The following is a 19,700-nucleotide window of genomic DNA, read 5'->3' on the forward strand; positions in this document are numbered from 1 at the left end:
GCATGAAAGCAGATGCTGTCCTCGTTTTAGAAAATATTGCGCGCAAGTTTCCCGCGGGTGAAACGTTTGTCACTGTTTTGAAAGATATTAATCTGACCATTAAGCGCGGTGAAATGGTGGCGATTGTGGGAGCTTCCGGTTCGGGAAAATCCACCTTGATGAATATTTTAGGCTGCCTTGATCGACCAACCTCTGGACGTTATTGGATTTCAGGGAAAGAAACAGCTTTTCTTACTGCTGATGAATTGTCGGCTTTGCGGCGCAATCATTTTGGATTTATTTTCCAGCGTTACCATTTGTTGAATGAATTGACAGCTCTTGGTAATGTCGAAATTCCAGCGATTTACGCAGGATGCTCTGTCGCAACAAGAAGACAACGTGCACAAGACTTATTAACACGCTTGGGAATGGGCAATCGGATGAATCATCATCCAAATCAACTTTCCGGAGGTCAACAACAACGTGTGTCGATTGCTCGGGCGTTGATGAATAATGCGGAGGTTATTCTCGCAGATGAGCCAACCGGTGCGTTAGACAAACAAAGTGGTCAAGAAGTATTACGTATTTTGGATGAACTTCATAAAGAGGGGCGCACCATTATCATTGTGACCCATGATATGCAGGTGGCTGAAAGAGCAGATCGTATCATTGAAATCAGTGATGGGGAAATCATTGCTGATAAGGTGTCAAAGGGTGCAAAAATAAAAGCTGTGGGTGCAAAAACAAAAACTGATAGTCAATCTTTTCAGGGCAAACAAAATCTAAAAGATGAAAAATTGCTTGGTGTTTTTCGTTCTTTTACTGAGCGGTTTCGTGAGGCTTTTGTCATGGCGTTGTTGACAATGAATGCGCATAGGATGCGAACTTTTTTAACAATGCTTGGGGTCATTATCGGTATTGGTGCGATTATTGCGATGGTGGCTTTAGGAAATGGCACACGAGAAAAAATTATGGAAAATTTTAAGAGTTTGGGTTCTAATACATTGACAATTTTACCTGGAAAAAGTTTTTCTGATCCACAAGCAGGAAAAATAACTAGTTTGGTTGAGGCTGATGCAGAAGCTCTATCAAATTTATCTTATATTTCTGGTGTAACACCTCAGATTTCAGTAAACTCGATAGTGCGTTTTGGTGCGGTAGAAGTCAATACAGTCATTATGGGGGTAGGAGAACAATTCTTTCAGACACAGGGGCTTAACGCTATCGAAGGGCAATTATTTGATCAGAAAAGTGTGCATGATCGAGCGGTTGATCTTGTGGTTGAAAAAGAAGCGCTTTCTGTTCTTTTCCCCCATAGCCGTGAAAGTCCTCTTGGGAAAGTGGTGCATGTTGGGCAGGTTCCAGCGCGTATCGTTGGTGTTGTGGATCCACAAAATCATGCAAATGGAGGGGTATCAAATACGTTGCAGATTTATTTGCCTTATACAACAGTGCAAACACGTTTTCTTGGAACAACGCAGGTTCGTGCAATTACGGTTAAGGTTGCCGATGATGTTGATTCACATTTGGTAGAGAAGATGGTACAGCGTTTTCTCATTATGAGGCATGGTAGTGAAGATTTCTTTATTAGAAATTCAGAATTCTTCCGTAATCGCATCATGGAAAGTACTCATATCTTAACGCTTTTAGTCTCTTCAATTGCAGCGATTTCTTTGATTGTGGGCGGTATTGGGGTGATGAATATTATGTTGGTTACCGTTTCGGAGCGGATCAATGAAATTGGTGTGCGTATGGCTGTTGGTGCACGTCAAAGTGATATTTTACAGCAGTTTCTCATTGAAGCGGTTTTGGTTTGTGTGATTGGTGGCGGTGTTGGGATTCTATTCGGATTTTCTATCGGTGGTTTATTTTTGCTGTTTAAGGCACCTATCCACTTGATTTATACGATTGATTCTATCATTATGTCTCTTACTTTTTCAACGCTTATCGGAGTGTGTTTTGGCTTTTCGCCAGCGCGCCAAGCTTCGCGGCTTGATCCTGTTGTTGCTCTCTCACGCGATTAAGTGTCATGAAGTGTACAGGGGCATGGTTGTTTGATGTGTTACACGAGGTAAAACATTCGTGGGAAGCGGCATTGATCAAGAAGGTGATGCTGTACAGGATATCTGCTTTAACAAAGCAACAAGTAGGCACGGTGGTGGGTGAGTGTTTTTTGTTATTCTCTTTAATGGTAAATGTTCGTTACAGATTTCCTTTGATGAAACAGCTTTTGTGATGAGATATTTTCCCTTTTAATGGTTTCAACAATCAAATCCAATGCTATAAAAAGCATTTGGTGAGTTATCATATTTGCTAGTCTAAAGCTTCTTAAGTCTTTTGATTGTATCATCTAAAAGTGCGTGTTTATAGAAAGTGTTTTCATGGGAGAGTACACATATCGTAATGTTTTTAGTCTCATCAATTTCAGGCACTTTAGTGGTTGTAGGCAGTACGGTTACGTGGAGCTTTTTAATAAAAAATGTTATGAAGAGAATGCCTGATGGGCCAAAAGTAAAAAAATCAACTTTATTATTGTAAGTTATGTCGTAAATATTTTAGTGTTGCAGTTGGTGTTATAAAGGAATCTTGTAAAGTTTCTATCCCAAAGCAGTTTTAAGTAATGTATTTCACGAATATGTCCCACAAAGGTATTTCAAGTAGTCAAGTTGTTAAGCAACTAAGCATAAGGTAAAAAGACGGTTTAGTTTATGATACAACTAATTCGGAAGTTTTAGAAAATTGAGTAAAAAATACTTTCGGAGAGATTAAGATCCCCAAAATTCGTTTCTTATGAACATAAAACAGTTTGGCAAGTGCATTGGAGATTATATGAACGGAAAAAGCTGGTACAAATGGAGTCGAATCCTTGTTGGCTATTTTAAAGCACAGTTATTACGGAATTTATTGCAATTTCAGCAGCAAACACTTGCAAGGATATGTTAACGAGTTGACACTCTGCTATGATGCGGTCTCTATGAAACTTGATGAACGCTTTGGGTATCTGCTTAAAATAACTGTAGGTAAGAGAATCCGATACTTGGAGCTGATAGTATGAGAAAAATGATAAGTCAAAGAGATCTTCTAGAAGTCTCTATTTCAATGAAATTAAGCCTGTTTTTGATTATTTAGCAGAACTCAGAAATAAAAAATGCTTTTTAGGGATATAGATGACAAAGAGAATAGAATTTATTTTCTAATCTTGGAGGCTTTCTCTAAAGAATTTCAAAGGCTCTGTTTAGATTATCAAGATAAATTTGTAAAACTATTGTTTCAGCATATTACAGGTTCTTATGATTTTTATAAGATTATAATAGATACGAGATCTAAACAAAAATAGGTTATTATTCAGTCTTTTAATTTGAATGGTACTCTAGGATATGGTCGTAAATGGAGAATTCCAAGCACAATCTTATCTGTAGCAATCAAACCAGAAAGTAAAAATAAACTCATTATAATTTTTGAAGATGGCTGGAGCATTTCTTTTAGAATTCATAATGCATCGAGTAAAGTAGAAGCTTCATTAAAATTTGATATTCAATTTGTAGGATTATCTTCTCAGGTAATTAGCCATCAAATTCCAGTTGTCTAGTTATGTATATAATTTCTAATTTTTGCATAAAATAAGATTTCAGAGGGGAGATTTTAGTTCAAAAAGGTATGATTCATACCAAAAGGAATTGCTATGAAGAGAGCGGTGTTAGTGATGACTGTTGTGTAGAAAGAGCTCATTGTGTCTATGATATAAATGCTCTCTTAAATACGTGAATACGTGGTGCAAAGAGCTTTTTGGAAAATTTTCAGAAAATTAGTGCGTAAAGGTTAAAATGCGGTTCTGATATAGACATCGATTGTTTTGATATATTGGAATATAAGAATGCGTATTTGATTGATCTGTTGTATTGCGCTTTCATTGCCGCTTTTTTTAACAGGATAAGCAATGAACTTAATGTTAGGCATGAGATATTTAAGTTCACGCAAAGAGCGCCACATGTGGTAATCATGGGTGACGATATAAACTGTTTGGTAGTTGTTTTTTTTGATCCAAGTAGCACTTTCTTCAGCGTTTCCTTTTGTGTTAGTTGCTTTATGCCCGATGTCAACGCAACAGTTAAAGAGCTGTGGGACAATATACGTATTATGACTCAGTTTCTGAAGATTGGTTGTAGTATTTACTCCACTGATTAATAATCGCGAACCAAGTCCTTTTTGTAAGAGTTTTAACCCTTCTTCTATGCGGTTTTCTCCTCCTGTAAGAACGATGATTGCATCGGCTTTTGGCAAAGGATTTGGTGGTTGAAGTCGTTCGGTTTTTTCAGAAAAAACTACAAAACCAACACAAAAGAGGAGAATGACCATTAAAAGGGCAAGTGCTGTCGGTGAGAAATAGCGCAACAAGCAGCAAAGATGCCATAGATTGCCTATGCGACGTTTTTGCTGGGGGTGCTCTAAACTGCTTTGCGTCATAATTTAAAATTATATGAGTCGTGAGTTATAAAAATTAAAATAAGCCATTTTCACATTGATCTATTTTTTTTAGCTGTGCTAGAATAGTCATCCGGTTTGTAAACGTGGTAAGTAAAGAAACGAAAAAAATGAGGCCAATGATTTTTCCATAAGGAAGAGAACTTATAGAAATATATCCGAACAAAGCGGTTACTTGGCTAGTTTCTGCTTTCCCTAGGTTGTAGTTGGTCCACAAGGTAAAAGCAGCAAATAGAAATGCGCTTGTGATACCACCGTATAATGCTCCGCGTAGTGCATTTTTAAAAAAATGCCAGTCGAATTGTCGCGCAATAAAAAGGGTTTCAGTGCCAAGAAAATATAAGACATTGATAATATGCGCATTCTCTGCCAGCGCGTTGCGTGTGGCAAAGATAATTGTGAGTATCAGTGAGGCTAGAACCAATGTTAAGATTGAAAAACCAATAAAAACAGTTGTATGTGCCATTGTTGAAAAACGATTCACCCAAACACGGTGATCATCAAACTGACCTCCTGGAATTTGTGTTTTAATAGCGTCATTAATTGCACGAAAGTTGATTTCTTCATTCTCTTTCAGTGTTACGATGATAAGGCGAGGAAGAGGCAGTTCATTTAAGTTTAATCCTGTTCCAAGCCATGGTTCTAGTAATTTTTCTGTAGCTGTTTGGTCAACAATGTTGGCGTCTTGTACACCATGAAATGTTTTAACCAATTTAACTGCATCACGAAGGGTTTTTTCGATATCAACATTTTCAATGGGGCGTATTTGAATGGTTGCTTCATAGCTGATTTGATTGCTCCAACTGTTAGCAGCACGTTGTACTAAATCAACACCGATTAATGTGAGGCTTGAGAGAAATGTCATAATAGCAATCACTGCAACCAGCGCTTGACCAGAAATGTTGCTGCTGGGAATAATAGCTGTTGCGTTTTTTTGATTGTTTGTAAAAATAGGGAAAGACTTATTCATGAATTGTCATCCGTCCGTTATGGAGAAGCATACGCCGTGCTGCGACTTGTTCCATCAATGCGATATCATGGGTGGCGATAACGACCGCTGTTCCAAAACGATTTAATTCTATAAACAAACGGAGCAGGCGTTTTGCCAAAGGGGGATCAACATTTCCTGTCGGTTCATCGGCAAGCAGGATTTCGGGTTGGTCAATGAGTGCACGCGCAATGGCTACCCTTTGTTTCTCACCGCCAGAAAGAACCGGTGGTAAAACATGAATATGATCTCCAAGGCCTACCCAACAGAGAAGATCTTCCACTTCGCTGCGATAAGTTGCTTCTTCTTGCCCTTTAATGCGTAAAGGTAAAGAGACATTTTCATAAGTGGTCATATGATCAAGGAGACGGAAATCTTGAAAAACGACACCGATACGTTGTCGTAGTGCGGGAAGCTCTTGTCGTTTGAGCAATGCTGTATCGTTTCCAAAGAGGTCAATATGACCGCGGGTTGGTTTGAGAGCCAAAAACATAAGACGCATCAACGACGTCTTACCTGCTCCAGAGGCGCCTGTGAGAAATTGAAATGATCCGGGAGGAATATGAAAGCTAATATCACGAAGGACTTCAGGGCCCATTCCGTAGCGCAGACCGACATTCTCAAAATGAATCACTTTTCGTTACCACTTCTGCTTTTATATTGCACCACTGCGAGGACTTTTGCTCTCATTGCTTTAGGCTCTTGTTTGGTTTACACTTTACAGTTCTCAATATCTTTATCTTTTCTTTCACAATTTCTCATTTGTTGTTGAGAAATATTGCTTGTGAAAATATTATTGATCGTTACATCTCCTTATTTCACCTTTATTTATGATTTTAGCAGGAATTCCAAGGTGTTTCTAGCAGAAACATGAGGACGCTCACTCGAGTTTTGTTGGTTTAGCAGTGATTGTTTTCGTTTGCCGGTTGAAAAAGGGTGCTTGGCTTTTCTCTCTCCAAGTTTTTGTTAGAATTCATACTTCACAATTCTGAATGTTTTCCTCTTTACCCTTCACCGGTGGTTTTAGCAGGAATGCTAAAGCCACCGTTGGTGCTTTGCATTAAGCAATGGCTTCTCTATTTTGGCGATTGGCAATAAGATCATCAACGACTTGTGGTTCGGCAAGGGTTGAAATATCTCCTAGATTATCAAAATCATTTTCGGCTATTTTTCGCAAAATGCGTCTCATAATTTTTCCTGATCGTGTTTTGGGTAGCTGAGGAGCAAACTGAACTTTATCCAATATGGCAATGGAGCCGATTTCCTTTCTTACATGTTTAATCAGCTCTTTTTGCAATGCTTCACTTGGGGTTGTGCCTTCCATTAAGGTGACAAAACTGTAAATTCCTTGTCCTTTAATGGGATGAGGGTAACCGACAATTGCTGCTTCTGAAACAGCAGGATGAAGAACAAGCGCTGATTCAATTTCAGCTGTTCCTAACCTGTGTCCAGAGACATTGAGTATGTCATCAACCCGTCCTGTAATCCAATAATAGCCATCTCTGTCGCGTCTACACCCATCGCCTGTAAAATATTTCCCTTTATATGTGGAAAAATACGTTTCAATAAAGCGCGCATGGTCATTATAAAGGGTGCGCATTTGTCCGGGCCATGAGTCAATAATGCAGAGATTGCCTTCTGCTTCACCTTCCAGAACATTTCCTTGGGTATCAATGATTTGAGGTTGAACACCAAAAAAAGGACGGGTGGCTGAGCCTGCTTTAAGCTTTGTTGCACCGGGAAGAGGAGTGATCATATGCCCACCCGTTTCTGTTTGCCACCATGTATCGAGAATAGGACAGTGATTGTTTCCAACGATATGATAAAACCATTCCCATGCTTCTGGATTAATGGGTTCGCCCACGGTGCCTAAAAGGCGCAAGGATGTTCTTGTTGAGCGTTCGACAAATGAATTGCCTGCACCCATTAAGGCACGAATAGCAGTTGGTGCTGTGTAGAGCGTATTGACTTTGTGTTTATCGACAATTTCCCAGAATCTACCTTTGTCGGGAAAGGTTGGTGTTCCTTCAAACATGAGAGTGGTGGCACCGTTGCATAGAGGTCCATAAACCAAATACGAATGACCGGTAATCCAGCCAATATCGGCAGTGCACCAGTAAATTTCATGAGGATGATAATCAAAAACATATTGATGTGTCATCGATACATAAACGAGATAGCCCGCTGTTGTATGCAAAACACCTTTGGGTTTGCCTGTCGACCCCGAGGTGTACAGAATAAATAGGGGATCTTCAGCGTTCATTTCTTCTGCTGGGCAATCTGTTTTGGTATGAGGTATTTCTTCATGGTACCAAAAATCACGTCCCTCTACCCAATGAATTGTTCCACTGGTGCGTCGTATGACCATGACTTGATTGACATGCACGTTCTGGTGGGCTGCAATCTCAATAGCATAATCAACGGTCTCTTTTAAGTTTATCTGTTTGCCTCCACGCAAGCCTTGATCGGCGGTAATGATGAAGGTTGATTCACAATCAACAAGACGTTGTGCTATTGCTTCAGAAGAAAACCCCGCAAAAATGACCGAATGAATGGCGCCAATGCGGGCACAGGCGAGCATGGCATAGGTTGCTTCAGGGATCATGGGGAGGTAAATGGTAACCTTGTCGCCTTTTTTTACACCGTGGTTCTTTAAGATATTGGCAAAACGACAGACATGTTGATAAAGTTCTTTATAGGTTATTTTTTTATCATGATAAGGGTTATCTGCTTCCCAAATCAGGGCAATTTTATCACCATGGTTTTTTAAATGGCGGTCAATGCAATTATAGGCAACATTTGTTATTCCATCCTCGTACCATTGAATGGATATATCTCCATTAAATGAAGTGTTTTTTACTTTTGTATAAGGCTTAAACCATTCAATGCGTTGACCGTGTTTTGCCCAGAAGCTTTCTGGATCATTAATGCTTTCTCGGTACCATTGGTGGTAAGTTTCTTCATCAATCAAAGCATTTTTTTTGATATTATCTGGTATTGGATAGATTTTTTCAGACATATGTTCCCTCTCCTCATTTATTGTTTGGAAAAATCAGTCATTGTATTTTTGTGTTTTTGGCAGAGTTTTCCCAATAAGCTTTTCATTTTGAGATTAGACTAAATTACAAATATTGGAATAGTTAATTTTTCAAATCTGGTGAGTTTGTCTTTACGTTTTTATTTAAGAGGGCGTTTTTATGCTGTTTTAGGATGCTTAAATGCAATAAAGTATATCATCATAAAGAGATGTAAATTGTATAAAATACAAAAGAGCATATTATTTTATAGAGCTTTTTATAAACGAATAAAGAAATGAAAGTTTAAAAAACTTCGTATAAAAAATTAAAGATAGATGGGATGAGGGCGTTCATAGGTTATGGGCGTCATTTGTAAAGCCATTCCCGAAGTGCGAATATTGTGATGACACAGGTTTATCATGTTTTGCGTTATGCCATTCACGGATGGTGTTGGGAGATGGGATTGAGAGCAAGAAAAGATGTTAAAAAATAACAAAAATAGAAATATATATAATGGAATGGATAATAATTTTACAGCTATTTAATTAATCTGTATAAAAACATAAGAGTAAAATATATTATCATTATAAATAATAATTTTATTATAATACTTTTAATCTTATATCCTTTAAATTTCAAAATAATTACAAGTAATAATCCAACTCCAATTGTTTGAAATAATGCATCTAGGAATTTATGATAAATATCCATTATAAAAATTTCTCAAAACTTGATATAAACCAATATAGTTAAATAAAATACTAACAATAAAAAATATAAAGCTTGTTAATAATGCGTTTTTTAGAGAATCTTTCCAACTGTAAGAAATAAATTTATAATAAAAAAGATATATTAAACCAAAAAAAACTGTTACCATCAACGATTCAATAATTTTATGAGTAAAATCTGACATTACGAAATCCAAATTATAATATATGTGATTATAAAGTATAAATATCTCTGAAGTCCATCTTAACTATAATTGTAGACAATATAACTTAGCTATTTTTCTGAAAACAATTATAAAATTACTAACTTCAGAGATATCTTTGTAGCTATTCTCTTTAAATTAGAACCAACACTCACGAGCTTTCTCTACGAAACCCAAACCAAAACCTCCGAAGAAGCCAGTCGTGGCGCCCGCAAGCCCACCCATAAGTGCACCTGGACCAAATATAGCACCCGCTGCTGCCCCAGTTAGTCCTCCTGCAATTACAAAATCAAAACCCTGTGCATTCATGTGAGACATAAAATCATTAGCACTACATGCATTTCCATAAACAGGCGTTGAATCATTTATAGTATAAACTAAGCCTGAACCAAAATTACTCATATAAATCCTCCTTGTGAGATATTAAAAACAGTATCACTATGATACATGCAAAGGCTTATCATTTCCCTTTTTAGAATGTCAAACATAATTTTGCTTTATAGCAATAAAAACACTTTATAAACACTAAATATATATGTCTATATTATAGAATACAAAATATTATTTTAATAAATAGTATATTTTTTACAATACCGTAAAGATATAATCATTATAAATAATACTTTTAATCTTATATCCTTTAAATTTCAAAATAATTGTAAGTAATAATCCAAATGCAATTGTTTGAAATAATGCCTCTAGGAATTTATGATAAATATCCATTATAAAAATTTCTCAAAACTTGATATAAACCAATATAGTTAAATAAAATACTAATAATAAAAAATAGAAGGCTTGTTAATAATGAGTTTTTTAGAGAATCTTTCTAACTGTAAGAAATAAATTTATAATAAAAAAGATACATTAAACCAAAGAAAACTGTTACCATGAACGATTCAATAATTTTATGAGTAAAATATGACATTACGAAATCCAAATTATATTATATGATAATAATAGATATCTTTGAAAAATATTTTATTCAACATTTTTGAAATTTGTTCAATAAATGTTAATATAAACCAAAATATCTACACACACTATCAAAAATAAAAAAAACAATTCCTGCTGATAATGCTGTTATGATAGATAATTTCCAACTACGATTATAGAATAATTTAGCAATAGTAGCATATAGAGAGACAAATACAACAATCATAAAAAAAAATCTTATGATTTCATAACGAATGTTCATTATAACAAAGTCCTAATTGTAATATATGATACATAATAGATATCTATAAAATTAAGTTTATTAATTTTTCTCGAAATTTATTCAATAAACATTAATATAAACCAAAATATCTACGGGAAAAATCAGAAATAAAGAATATAATAATTGACGATAATGCTAACGTTATAGATAATTTCCAACTCCAACCACTAAATATTTTAGAAAAAGTGGCAATTATAGGAGTGATTATAATTAGCATGAGAAAAAGTCTTATGATTTCATAATGAATATCCATTATAACAAAATCCTAATTATATTATATGATACTAATAGATATCTCTGAAAAATATTTTATCTATAGATATAGATATTTAATTTTGATATATTTTTTCAAATATGTTTACAAGATTATTGATTTCAGAGATATCTTTGTAGTTATTATCTATAAATTAGAACCAACATTCATAAGCTTTTTGTCCGAAGCCCCAGACAGCACCTCCTATATATCCCGTTGTGAAACTTGCGATTCCAGCTGAAACTGCACCTGCTGGTCCTCCAGCTATACCACCTAACAATGCTCCGCTTATTCCTGCCGGACCCCCTATTTGAAGACCCTGTGAATTCATGTGAGACATAAAATCATTAGTACTACATGCATTTCCATAAACAGGTGTTGAATCATTTATAGTATAAACTAAGCCTGAACCAAAATTACGCATATAAATCCTCCTTTAAATTTTGGAATAAACGTATTATAATAATGCATGCAAATGCCTATCACTTCCCTTTTTAGGATGTTAAACATAATTTTGCTTTATAGCAATAAAAACACTGTATAAATAATAAATACATTATGTATATATTATAGAATACAAAATATTATTTTAATAAATAGTATATTTTGTTTACAATACGGTAAAGATATAAGATTGTTTACAATATTCTTTTAACAAAATAACAAAATAGGAAATGCTGAAAAATTGGTATTTTTTTCTTGGTTTATAAAGAGCACGAAGAAATATATTTACATTGTCATTGAATTCAGTTGCATTACTATTGTCTCGTGCGCATGTACTGGGTAAATTCATTTATTTTTAGGCAATTATCGACGGCGTTTTGCTTTTTCAGTGTGTGGAAAGTCTGAATGTTATTCTTGTGAATGCTATCATGCTGTTGCGTATAGCTCTTAGTACTTTATCGGCACTTTAGGGGCTTGTTGAGTTGGTAGGCTTGCTCTAGAATTGGGAGGTTGTATTGACACCCATGTTTTAAGCTTTTCCTTGTCTGCTCTTTGCACACTTGGTAAGTGGGTGAATTGTTTACACGGATTGGAGAGGTTAATATAATCTGTGTTTTTTAAGGAGAGCTATTGCGACAGCTGTTCTGAATGTTTTTTGTGATCATGTCTCTTGTGGTACTCTTTTCTATGAGTGTGTAATGTACCTCATGCACTTTTATCGTTCTCATTATTACAAATGGGTTCTTTTTTGTGGTATATTTCAGTGGAGAGGCGATTAGAGAGGGCGGTTTCCAAATAAAGCAGAACCAATGCGAAGGACGTTAGAGCCGAATTGAAGAGCTGTTTTAAAGTCGTTGGACATGCCCATCGAAAGCTTTGGAAGACCAGCTTTTTTTGCGAGTTTTGCTAAGAGTGCGAAATAGGGGCCGGGGTTGTCCTCTACGGGTGGGATTGCCATAAGACCAATAATATTAAGTCCGTAGTGATTTTTACACTGGGTGATGAAAGGAAGCACTTCTTGCGGTGCAACTCCACTTTTTTGCGGTTCTAAGCCAATATTGACCTGAACATAGCAGGGGAGAATTCTTTTTTGTTTTTGCATTTCTTCGGCCAAGCTTTTAGCTATTTTTTCGCGGTCAACTGTTTGAATGACATCAAAAATTTTGACAGCTTCTGCTGTTTTATTCGATTGTAAGGGGCCGATAAGGTGAAGTTCAATATTTTCAAACTGTTGACGCAAGCGTGTCCATTTTCTCATGGCTTCTTGCACGCGGTTTTCTGCAAAGCGCGTTTGACCTGCTTGCAAAAGGGGGAATATGTCATCTGCCGAGACGGTTTTTGAAACAGCGAGAAGTTGTACCTCTTCTAAAGAGCGATTATAGTCTTTACATGTCTCAGCAATGTCTTTTTGAAGGTTTTTCCATGCTTCAATGGAAGGGGCATGAGGGATAGTGTGGGTGCTCATTTTTTCGTGCTTTCTGTTTTTATTTAGCAATAAAATAATGGTTTGTAAAAACTTTGAAAAATACTTAGTGAAATATTCACTGAAAATGTTGACGTTGGGGGTAATCCATGGTCAAGCATAAAACAAGTTTTTTAGTTCAATTTTATAAAGAGTATAATAGAAATGACGATTGAACGTTATAATTTAGGTGAACGCTATAATCCTCGTGCCCACGAACAAAAATGGCAAGCGATTTGGGATGAAAAGAAGATTTTTCAGACCGCGGGGGAAGATTGCCGTGAAAAATATTATGTTTTAGAGATGTTTCCTTATCCCTCAGGGCGTATTCACATGGGGCATGTGCGTAATTATGCTATGGGAGATGTCGTTGCACGCTATAAACGTGCAAAGGGGTTTAATGTGCTTCATCCCATGGGGTGGGATGCTTTTGGGATGCCGGCTGAAAATGCTGCTATGCAAAATAAAGTGCATCCCAAAACGTGGACCTATCAAAATATTGCTGTGATGCGCGGGCAATTAAAGAAATTAGGGCTCTCATTAGATTGGTCGCGTGAATTTGCGACTTGTGATGTGGATTATTACCATCGTCAACAAATGCTGTTTCTTGATTTCTATCAAAAGGGGTTGGTTGCACGCAAAGTGGCTAAGGTGAATTGGGACCCCGTTGACCACACCGTTTTGGCAAATGAGCAGGTTGTTGATGGTCGGGGGTGGCGTTCTGGCGCGTTGGTTGAACAGCGTGAATTGACGCAGTGGTTTTTCAAAATTAGTGATTTTAGTGAAGATTTACTGGCAGGGCTGGAAGAGCTTGATCAATGGCCGGAAAAAGTTCGCACTATGCAAAAAAATTGGATTGGTAAGTCACAAGGTTTGCTGATTCGTTGGGCTTTGAAGACGGTAGATGATGTTGTTGATGGGTGTGCGGAATTTAACGAAGTTGTCTGTTATTCAACACGACCTGACACGCTTTTTGGTGCTGCTTTTTTGGCGCTGTCTGTTGATCATCCCATTGCAAAAGCTTTAGCGCAAAAGGATAAAGCGCTTGATGCTTTTATCGAAAATTGTCGGTGTGGGGGTACGACAACTGCTGTACTTGAAACAGCTGAAAAACAAGGGTTTCGCACAGTGCTTATGGCGGTTCATCCCTTTGATCCAACGGTGCATATCCCCGTTTATATCGCCAATTTTGTGCTTATGGATTATGGAACGGGGGCTGTTTTTGGGTGTCCTGCCCATGATCAGAGAGATTTGGATTTTGCACGTAAATATGGTCTCTCGGTGCGACCAGTGGTTTTGCCAAAGGGGGTTGAGAGGGAAAATTTTGTGATTGCTGAAACGGCTTATACTGGTGATGGGGTGATGATCAATTCAGACTTTTTGGATGGTTTGACATCGCAACAAGCTTTTGAAGCAGCAGCTAAACGGCTTGAGGGGCAAATGCTTGGAGGGCAGCCTCAGGGGAAAAAGACCGTGCAATTTCGCTTGCGTGATTGGGGGATTTCGCGTCAACGTTATTGGGGGTGTCCTATTCCGATGATCCATTGTGCGGCTTGTGGAGTGGTTCCGGTTCCGCGTGCTGATTTACCGGTTGTGTTGCCCGATGATGTCACTTTTGAGCAGCCTGGCAATCCTCTTGCGCGTCATGAAACATGGCAAAAGGTTGCCTGTCCTGTCTGTGGTCAGTCTGCTAGACGCGAAACTGATACCATGGATACATTTGTGGACTCTTCTTGGTATTATGCGCGTTTTACTGCACCTTTTGCACAAGAACCTGTCGACAAACAAGCGATAGCTGAATGGTTGCCTGTGCAACAATATATTGGTGGAATTGAGCACGCAATTCTCCATCTTCTTTACTCGCGCTTTTTTATGCGTGCTATGAAATTGAGTGGGCATGTGACTGTTGATGAGCCTTTTAAAGGGCTTTTTACCCAAGGGATGGTCGTTCATGAAACCTATCGCGATGACCAAGGGTGGGTTTCACCAGAAGAAATTTCTATTGTTGAAAAGGATGGAAAACGTCAGGCTTATAAATTGACCGATCAAAGTGAGGTGACGATTGGTTTGATTGAAAAAATGTCAAAATCAAAAAAGAATGTCGTTGATCCTGATGATATTATTGCATCCTATGGAGCCGATACTGTGCGCTGGTTTGTTTTGTCAGATTCTCCTCCTGAGCGGGATGTTATTTGGACAGAATCTGGTGTTGAAGGAGCGCATCGTTTTGTGCAACGCATTTGGCGTTGTGTGGCTTTGAGTGCTCCGATTTTAAGAGAAGTGGCGCCTTGTGCTGGTCGTCAGGGTGCGGCTTTGGAACTCTCAAAAGTGGCGCATCGCACGCTCCACGCCGTGGAAGATGATTTGGAAAAGTTCGCCTTTAATCGCGCCATTGCGCGCCTTTACGAATTCTTGAATATTATGGCGCCTTTACTAAATAAGGTAGAGAATGTTGAGAATGAGATGAAGGAAGCTTTGCGTCAAGCAATAGATTTTTTCCTTGTCCTGATTGCACCTATAATGCCTCATTTGGCAGAGGAATGTCATGCTGCTTTGGGAGGAAAAAATTTGATTTGTGAGCTTCCTTGGCCTGTTTATGACTCCGCATTAATTGTTGAAGATTCCTATATTTTGCCAGTACAGATTAATGGTAAAAAGCGTGGTGAAGTGACTGTTTTGGCAACAGCAAATGAAGCGATGATTGAAGAAGCTGTTCTAGCTCTTGATTTTGTAAAGGCACATCTGGTCGAAAAAACCGTTAAAAAAATAATTATTGTTCCAAAAAGGATTGTGAATGTCGTTGTTTAGAAAATTTATTTTTGTGGGTTTAGCTGGTTTGTCCACGCTTTTGTGTGGGTGCATAATTGAACCACTTTATCGTCAGGTATCTGAGATTTCGACAACAATAGATTCTGTGGATTCAGTTTTTGATAATTCATCTCAAAAATCAAAATCTTTGAATCTTTCCGAAAAACTAGCTTCCATTGTCGTAGCAGAACCGTCAGATCGTTTTGGTCAAATGGTACGCAATCATTTGCTGTTTCTGCTTTATGGAAATGGGCGGAAACCTTCTACTCCGGCTTATCAATTAGCATTGAAAACATCTACGTTTACACGAAATTCCGTACAGATAGAGGTGGATCGCGATAGAAAAAGAGAGGGGCGACCTTCCGTTGGAACCGTGATGGGTAAAGTTTCCTATATCTTGCAAGATATGAAAAATATTCTTATTGCCGAAAGTACGGTAAGCATGAGCACATCTTTTGAACGGCTTCGTCAAGAATATGCAACTCTGCAAGCAGAGGAAGATGCGCAAAAGCGTGTGGCCGAAGAACTGGCTGAAGAGATTTTACTGCTGCTTTCAAAAGATCTTTCAAATCACTAGGCGATATTTTGTCCTGTTTTTTTCCAATCACTTGAGAAGATTTGCAAGCCTTGATCAGTTAAAGGATGTTTGACCAGTGCTTTTAAAACTGTTGGTGGAATGGTTGCAACGTCTGCACCGCTTAATGCTGCTTCTTTGACATGATTAACGGTGCGGATTGAAGCTGCTAAAATTTGCGTTTCAAAGTTGTAGTTATCGTAAATTGTGCGAATTTCATGAAGCAATTCCACACCATCACTTGCGCAATCATCGAGCCTACCGATAAAAGGTGAAATAAATGTTGCGCCTGCTTTGGCGGCTAGTAATGCTTGGTTAGCAGAAAAACAAAGTGTGAGATTTGTTTTTAATCCTTGTATTGTGAGAGCTTTACAGGCTTTTAAGCCATCAAGCGTTAAGGGAAGCTTGATGCAAATATTGTCGGCAATTTTTGCTAAAACCGCCGCTTCTTTCATCATATTTTCAAATTCAGTTGCTGCAATTTCGGCAGAAACGGGTCCCTTAACGAGAGTGCAAATTTCTTTTGTAACCTCAAGAATATTGCGTCCCGATTTGAGGATAAGAGAAGGATTAGTGGTAACACCATCAACGAGGTTTAAATTTTGTAATTCTCGGATCTCTTCAATATTGGCGCTATCCACAAAAAATTTCATGCCAAATCTCCTTGGTTTCTGGCTCGTTATTCAAAGCTTCTGATGTTTCACTCTATTTTTGTTATGCGTTATTGTTTATCGCAAAAGCAAGAGGGAGAATACGTGTTTCCTATGGTAAATTAAGATATGAAGGGTAAAAATGCGGACTTACAGTTTGTTTATAGCGTTGGCGTTTCTGCTATCAATAACAGATGCACGTTAGAATCTTCATCGTTGATAAGATATTGTTGATGAGGGGGGGATGAGAGATCATACAAGGTGATTATTCTTCGCGACGGGTAATATGTCAAAAATAAGGTGTAAGGACGATAGTAGTATAAAAGAGGCTGTATAAAAGTTGGGACAAAAGATGAAGTCAAATGAGGGTATGACAGAGAGAAAAATTGTTTCTATTTTAGTACCTCTGCCTGTTGCACATGCTTATAGTTATGAGGTTCCATCTTCGATGGAGGTAGAGGCTGGTTCTTTTGTTCGTGTTCCGGTCATGGGGCGAGAAGTTTGTGGTTTTGTGGTGGATGTTGGAGAACAGTCCGCAAAGGATGGGCAAAGTGTTTCACCCGTGGCTCGTAGAAAACTACGCTCTCTCCTCCATGTTTTTGATTGCCCGCCGTTAAAAGTGGAGATGATCACATTCTTGCGTTTTGTTAGCCGGTATACGATGACTCCTTTGGGTCTTGTTGCACGATTGGTTTTGTGTGTTCCGTCCGCTTTGGAACCGGAGGAACAGATGCTGGGTTTGCGGTATTGTGGGGGAGAGATAGAGCGCTTAACACCAGCACGATCACGGGTTTTAGAGTTGGCACGCGCTGGTGAGATTTGGACACGTTCTGGTCTTGCCCATGCGGCAGGAACTTCTGTTTCCGTTGTTGAGGGGCTAAAGACGCTTGGGGTTTTTGAAGAGGTTATGGTACCTGCTCCTGCTCTTGTGGCGCTGCCTAATCCTGATTTTTGCTGCCCTCAATTGGAGGGAGAACAGAGCAAAGCAGCGCGTCTTTTGCGGGAAGGTGTTTTATCTTCTCAATTTCAAGTTTTTCTGCTTGATGGTGTTACTGGGTCGGGAAAGACAGAAGTTTATTTTGAAGCGGTTGCTCAAGCGCTTACAGGTGGTAAGCAAGTTTTGATTTTGTTGCCGGAAATTGCTTTAACACAACAATTTTTAGATCGTTTTCATGCACGCTTTGGAGCGGCAGCAGCGGAATGGCATTCAGATTTATCACCACGTCGTCGGGAACGCGTATGGCGGCAGGTTGCAGAAGGGCGGGTGCGGGTTGTGGCTGGAGCGCGTTCGGCACTTTTTCTCCCCTTTCCAGAGCTTGGGTTGATTGTTGTGGATGAAGAACATGATGGTGCTTACAAACAAGAAGAGCGCATTTTTTATCATGCACGTGATATGGCGGTTGCACGGGGGTCTTTCGGGCATTTTCCTGTTATTTTATCCTCAGCGACTCCTTCGATTGAAAGTCAGACAAATGTCTTGTGGGGGCGTTATCAACGGGTCCATTTGCCATCGCGTTTTAAAGCAGCTGCCCTTCCGCAATTGCGGGTGGTTGATATGCGTCAAGGAGATGAGGAAAAGGGAGGTGTGCAAAAGGGGCGTTTTATTTCCTCTACTCTTGAAGGGGCTTTAAAAAAAACGCTTGAGAAAGGTGAACAGGCACTGCTTTTTCTTAACCGGCGTGGTTATGCACCTCTCACATTGTGCCGAGTTTGTGGACATCGTTTTCATTGTCGTGACTGTTCAAGTTGGTTGGTGGAGCATCGTTTACAAGGACAGCTTAAATGCCATCATTGTGGATATCATCAGCCGCTTCCAGAGGCATGCCCTGAATGCGGGACATTAGATCATCTTGTTGCTTGTGGTCCAGGGGTAGAAAGAATTGCCGAAGAAACACGGGGGCTTTTTCCACAGGCGCGGTTGTTGATTCTCTCAACGGATCTCAAAGGCGGGATTGGTCAGTTGCGGCGCGAATTGGAAGCGGTGGCGAATGGGGAGGTTGACGTTATTATTGGAACGCAGTTGGTTGCTAAAGGACACCATTTTCCAGGACTTTCTCTGGTCGGGGTCATTGATGCGGATCTTGGTCTTGCCAATGGCGATTTACGTGCGAGTGAGCGTACTTTTCAGCTCTTATCTCAGGTTACAGGGAGGGCAGGGCGTATGGGATTAGAGAGTTTAGGATTATTACAAACCTATCAACCTGATCATCCAGTAATACAAGCTCTGCTTTCGCGACAAGGTGAAGATTTTTATACTCATGAGATTGCTATGCGTCAGCATTATCATCTGCCTCCTTATGGGCGACTTGCTTCTTTGATTGTGTCTTCAGAAAAGCGTCAAGCAGCGGAACATTATGCGCGTGCGTTGCGTCAAGTTGCACCGAGGGGAAAAAAGATCTCGGTAATGGGACCAGCAGAAGCCCCATTGGCACTTATTCGAGGGCGTTATCGTTTTCGCCTTTTGCTGCAAGGGCAACGTTCTTTTGATATACAAGGTTTTATTCGTGCAATGCTTTCAAGTGCACCCAAAATACCTTCTTCAGTTCGGGTTCAGATTGATATTGATCCGCAAAGTTTTCTTTAGAAAACACAAGGGAAGTAACGGGGAGGTTTATTTGCTTAAAAGATGCTCTAGAAGGAATAATTTTAAGCAAAAAGATACGTTCCCTCTTTGTTTAAGGGAATAGCCCATTATTGTTGCTTACTTATAAATTTGAAATGATAGATTTTTTGTCAGTTCTTTTGGTGGAAGAGTATTTAATACTGAAAAGAGAGCTTTTTGTTTATGATTTCAGAGTGATTATGAATGATCAAGGAAAGACATTTAAGAATTTATGGGGGTCAAAATTTATGAGGAGATGCCAAAAAGAAACACAAAAAATTGTGGTGCTGATTT

12 protein-coding genes and 2 pseudogenes are annotated in these 19,700 nt (G+C 38.7%); 6 read left to right on the top strand and 8 right to left on the bottom strand.

The window, feature by feature from the left end:
• Window positions 1–2 precede the first annotated feature (2 nt).
• The 3 genes and pseudogenes from GQO39_RS04790 (at window position 3) to GQO39_RS09460 (ending at window position 3,568) form a co-directional block, all read left to right on the top strand.
• On the top strand, window positions 3–2,003 hold the full coding sequence (locus tag GQO39_RS04790; protein WP_156851156.1) for a MacB family efflux pump subunit: 2,001 nt from the start codon (window positions 3–5) through the stop codon (window positions 2,001–2,003).
• A gap of 818 nt (window positions 2,004–2,821) precedes the next feature.
• Window positions 2,822–2,927: pseudogene (locus GQO39_RS09190) on the top strand (transposase); the annotation flags it as partial.
• A gap of 200 nt (window positions 2,928–3,127) precedes the next feature.
• A pseudogene (locus GQO39_RS09460) lies at window positions 3,128–3,568 on the top strand (HaeIII family restriction endonuclease).
• A 230-nt stretch (window positions 3,569–3,798) separates the two neighbouring features.
• Here GQO39_RS09460 and GQO39_RS04810 read toward each other — a convergent pair.
• The 7 genes from GQO39_RS04810 to GQO39_RS04840 all read right to left on the bottom strand — a co-directional run bounded on the left by GQO39_RS04810 (window position 3,799) and on the right by GQO39_RS04840 (window position 12,775).
• The gene (locus tag GQO39_RS04810; RefSeq protein WP_156851159.1) at window positions 3,799–4,443 is read right to left on the bottom strand and encodes a YdcF family protein; all 645 of its coding nucleotides are present in this window, start codon (window positions 4,441–4,443) and stop codon (window positions 3,799–3,801) included.
• A 34-nt stretch (window positions 4,444–4,477) separates the two neighbouring features.
• On the bottom strand, window positions 4,478–5,431 hold the full coding sequence (locus tag GQO39_RS04815; protein WP_156851160.1) for a cell division protein FtsX: 954 nt from the start codon (window positions 5,429–5,431) through the stop codon (window positions 4,478–4,480).
• On the bottom strand, window positions 5,424–6,083 hold the full coding sequence (gene ftsE / locus GQO39_RS04820) for a cell division ATP-binding protein FtsE (protein WP_007552938.1): 660 nt from the start codon (window positions 6,081–6,083) through the stop codon (window positions 5,424–5,426). Before ftsE ends, GQO39_RS04815 begins: the two co-directional genes overlap by 8 nt.
• A gap of 426 nt (window positions 6,084–6,509) precedes the next feature.
• On the bottom strand, window positions 6,510–8,468 hold the full coding sequence (acs, locus tag GQO39_RS04825; protein ID WP_156851161.1) for an acetate--CoA ligase: 1,959 nt from the start codon (window positions 8,466–8,468) through the stop codon (window positions 6,510–6,512).
• A gap of 1,067 nt (window positions 8,469–9,535) precedes the next feature.
• Window positions 9,536–9,799, bottom strand: a complete 264-nt coding sequence (locus tag GQO39_RS04830) for a hypothetical protein (protein ID WP_156851162.1) — start codon at window positions 9,797–9,799, stop codon at window positions 9,536–9,538.
• Window positions 9,800–11,020: 1,221 nt separating this feature from the next.
• The gene (locus GQO39_RS04835; RefSeq protein ID WP_156851163.1) at window positions 11,021–11,290 is read right to left on the bottom strand and encodes a hypothetical protein; all 270 of its coding nucleotides are present in this window, start codon (window positions 11,288–11,290) and stop codon (window positions 11,021–11,023) included.
• 795 nt (window positions 11,291–12,085) lie between these two features.
• The gene (locus tag GQO39_RS04840; protein ID WP_156851164.1) at window positions 12,086–12,775 is read right to left on the bottom strand and encodes a YggS family pyridoxal phosphate-dependent enzyme; all 690 of its coding nucleotides are present in this window, start codon (window positions 12,773–12,775) and stop codon (window positions 12,086–12,088) included.
• 162 nt (window positions 12,776–12,937) lie between these two features.
• On the opposite strand from GQO39_RS04840, the gene leuS reads away from it, so the two are divergent.
• Both leuS and lptE read left to right on the top strand, forming a co-directional pair.
• Window positions 12,938–15,580, top strand: coding sequence for a leucine--tRNA ligase (gene leuS, locus GQO39_RS04845; protein ID WP_156851165.1), 2,643 nt, complete (start codon window positions 12,938–12,940; stop codon window positions 15,578–15,580).
• Window positions 15,567–16,157 (top strand): LPS assembly lipoprotein LptE, encoded by a 591-nt coding sequence (lptE, locus tag GQO39_RS04850; protein ID WP_156851166.1) that lies wholly within the window; start codon window positions 15,567–15,569, stop codon window positions 16,155–16,157. The genes leuS and lptE overlap by 14 nt, the downstream gene beginning before the upstream one ends.
• Here lptE and fsa read toward each other — a convergent pair.
• A complete protein-coding gene (fsa, locus tag GQO39_RS04855; RefSeq protein ID WP_156851167.1) occupies window positions 16,154–16,807 on the bottom strand; it encodes a fructose-6-phosphate aldolase in 654 nt (217 codons plus the stop codon). The genes lptE and fsa overlap by 4 nt on opposite strands.
• Before the next feature lie 349 nt (window positions 16,808–17,156).
• Here fsa and GQO39_RS04860 point away from each other — a divergent pair, with 349 nt between their 5' ends.
• A complete protein-coding gene (locus GQO39_RS04860) occupies window positions 17,157–19,388 on the top strand; it encodes a primosomal protein N' (protein ID WP_156851168.1) in 2,232 nt (743 codons plus the stop codon).
• Window positions 19,389–19,700 lie beyond the last annotated feature (312 nt).

Origin of the sequence: Bartonella refiksaydamii, from assembly GCF_902652675.1 — a bacterium.
In the GTDB taxonomy this organism is placed as follows: domain Bacteria; phylum Pseudomonadota; class Alphaproteobacteria; order Rhizobiales; family Rhizobiaceae; genus Bartonella; species Bartonella refiksaydamii.

What these genes read in the sequence shown, in the direction of transcription:
- GQO39_RS04790 (WP_156851156.1), top strand. Translation starts at nt 3, where the DNA reads ATGAAAGCAGATGCTGTCCTCGTTTTAGAAAATATTGCGCGCAAGTTT.
- GQO39_RS04810 (WP_156851159.1), bottom strand. Translation starts at nt 4,443, where the DNA reads ATGACGCAAAGCAGTTTAGAGCACCCCCAGCAAAAACGTCGCATAGGC.
- GQO39_RS04815 (WP_156851160.1), bottom strand. Translation starts at nt 5,431, where the DNA reads ATGAATAAGTCTTTCCCTATTTTTACAAACAATCAAAAAAACGCAACA.
- acs (WP_156851161.1), bottom strand. Translation starts at nt 8,468, where the DNA reads ATGTCTGAAAAAATCTATCCAATACCAGATAATATCAAAAAAAATGCT.
- GQO39_RS04830 (WP_156851162.1), bottom strand. Translation starts at nt 9,799, where the DNA reads ATGAGTAATTTTGGTTCAGGCTTAGTTTATACTATAAATGATTCAACG.
- GQO39_RS04835 (WP_156851163.1), bottom strand. Translation starts at nt 11,290, where the DNA reads ATGCGTAATTTTGGTTCAGGCTTAGTTTATACTATAAATGATTCAACA.
- GQO39_RS04840 (WP_156851164.1), bottom strand. Translation starts at nt 12,775, where the DNA reads ATGAGCACCCACACTATCCCTCATGCCCCTTCCATTGAAGCATGGAAA.
- leuS (WP_156851165.1), top strand. Translation starts at nt 12,938, where the DNA reads ATGACGATTGAACGTTATAATTTAGGTGAACGCTATAATCCTCGTGCC.
- lptE (WP_156851166.1), top strand. Translation starts at nt 15,567, where the DNA reads ATGTCGTTGTTTAGAAAATTTATTTTTGTGGGTTTAGCTGGTTTGTCC.
- fsa (WP_156851167.1), bottom strand. Translation starts at nt 16,807, where the DNA reads ATGAAATTTTTTGTGGATAGCGCCAATATTGAAGAGATCCGAGAATTA.
- GQO39_RS04860 (WP_156851168.1), top strand. Translation starts at nt 17,157, where the DNA reads ATGAAGTCAAATGAGGGTATGACAGAGAGAAAAATTGTTTCTATTTTA.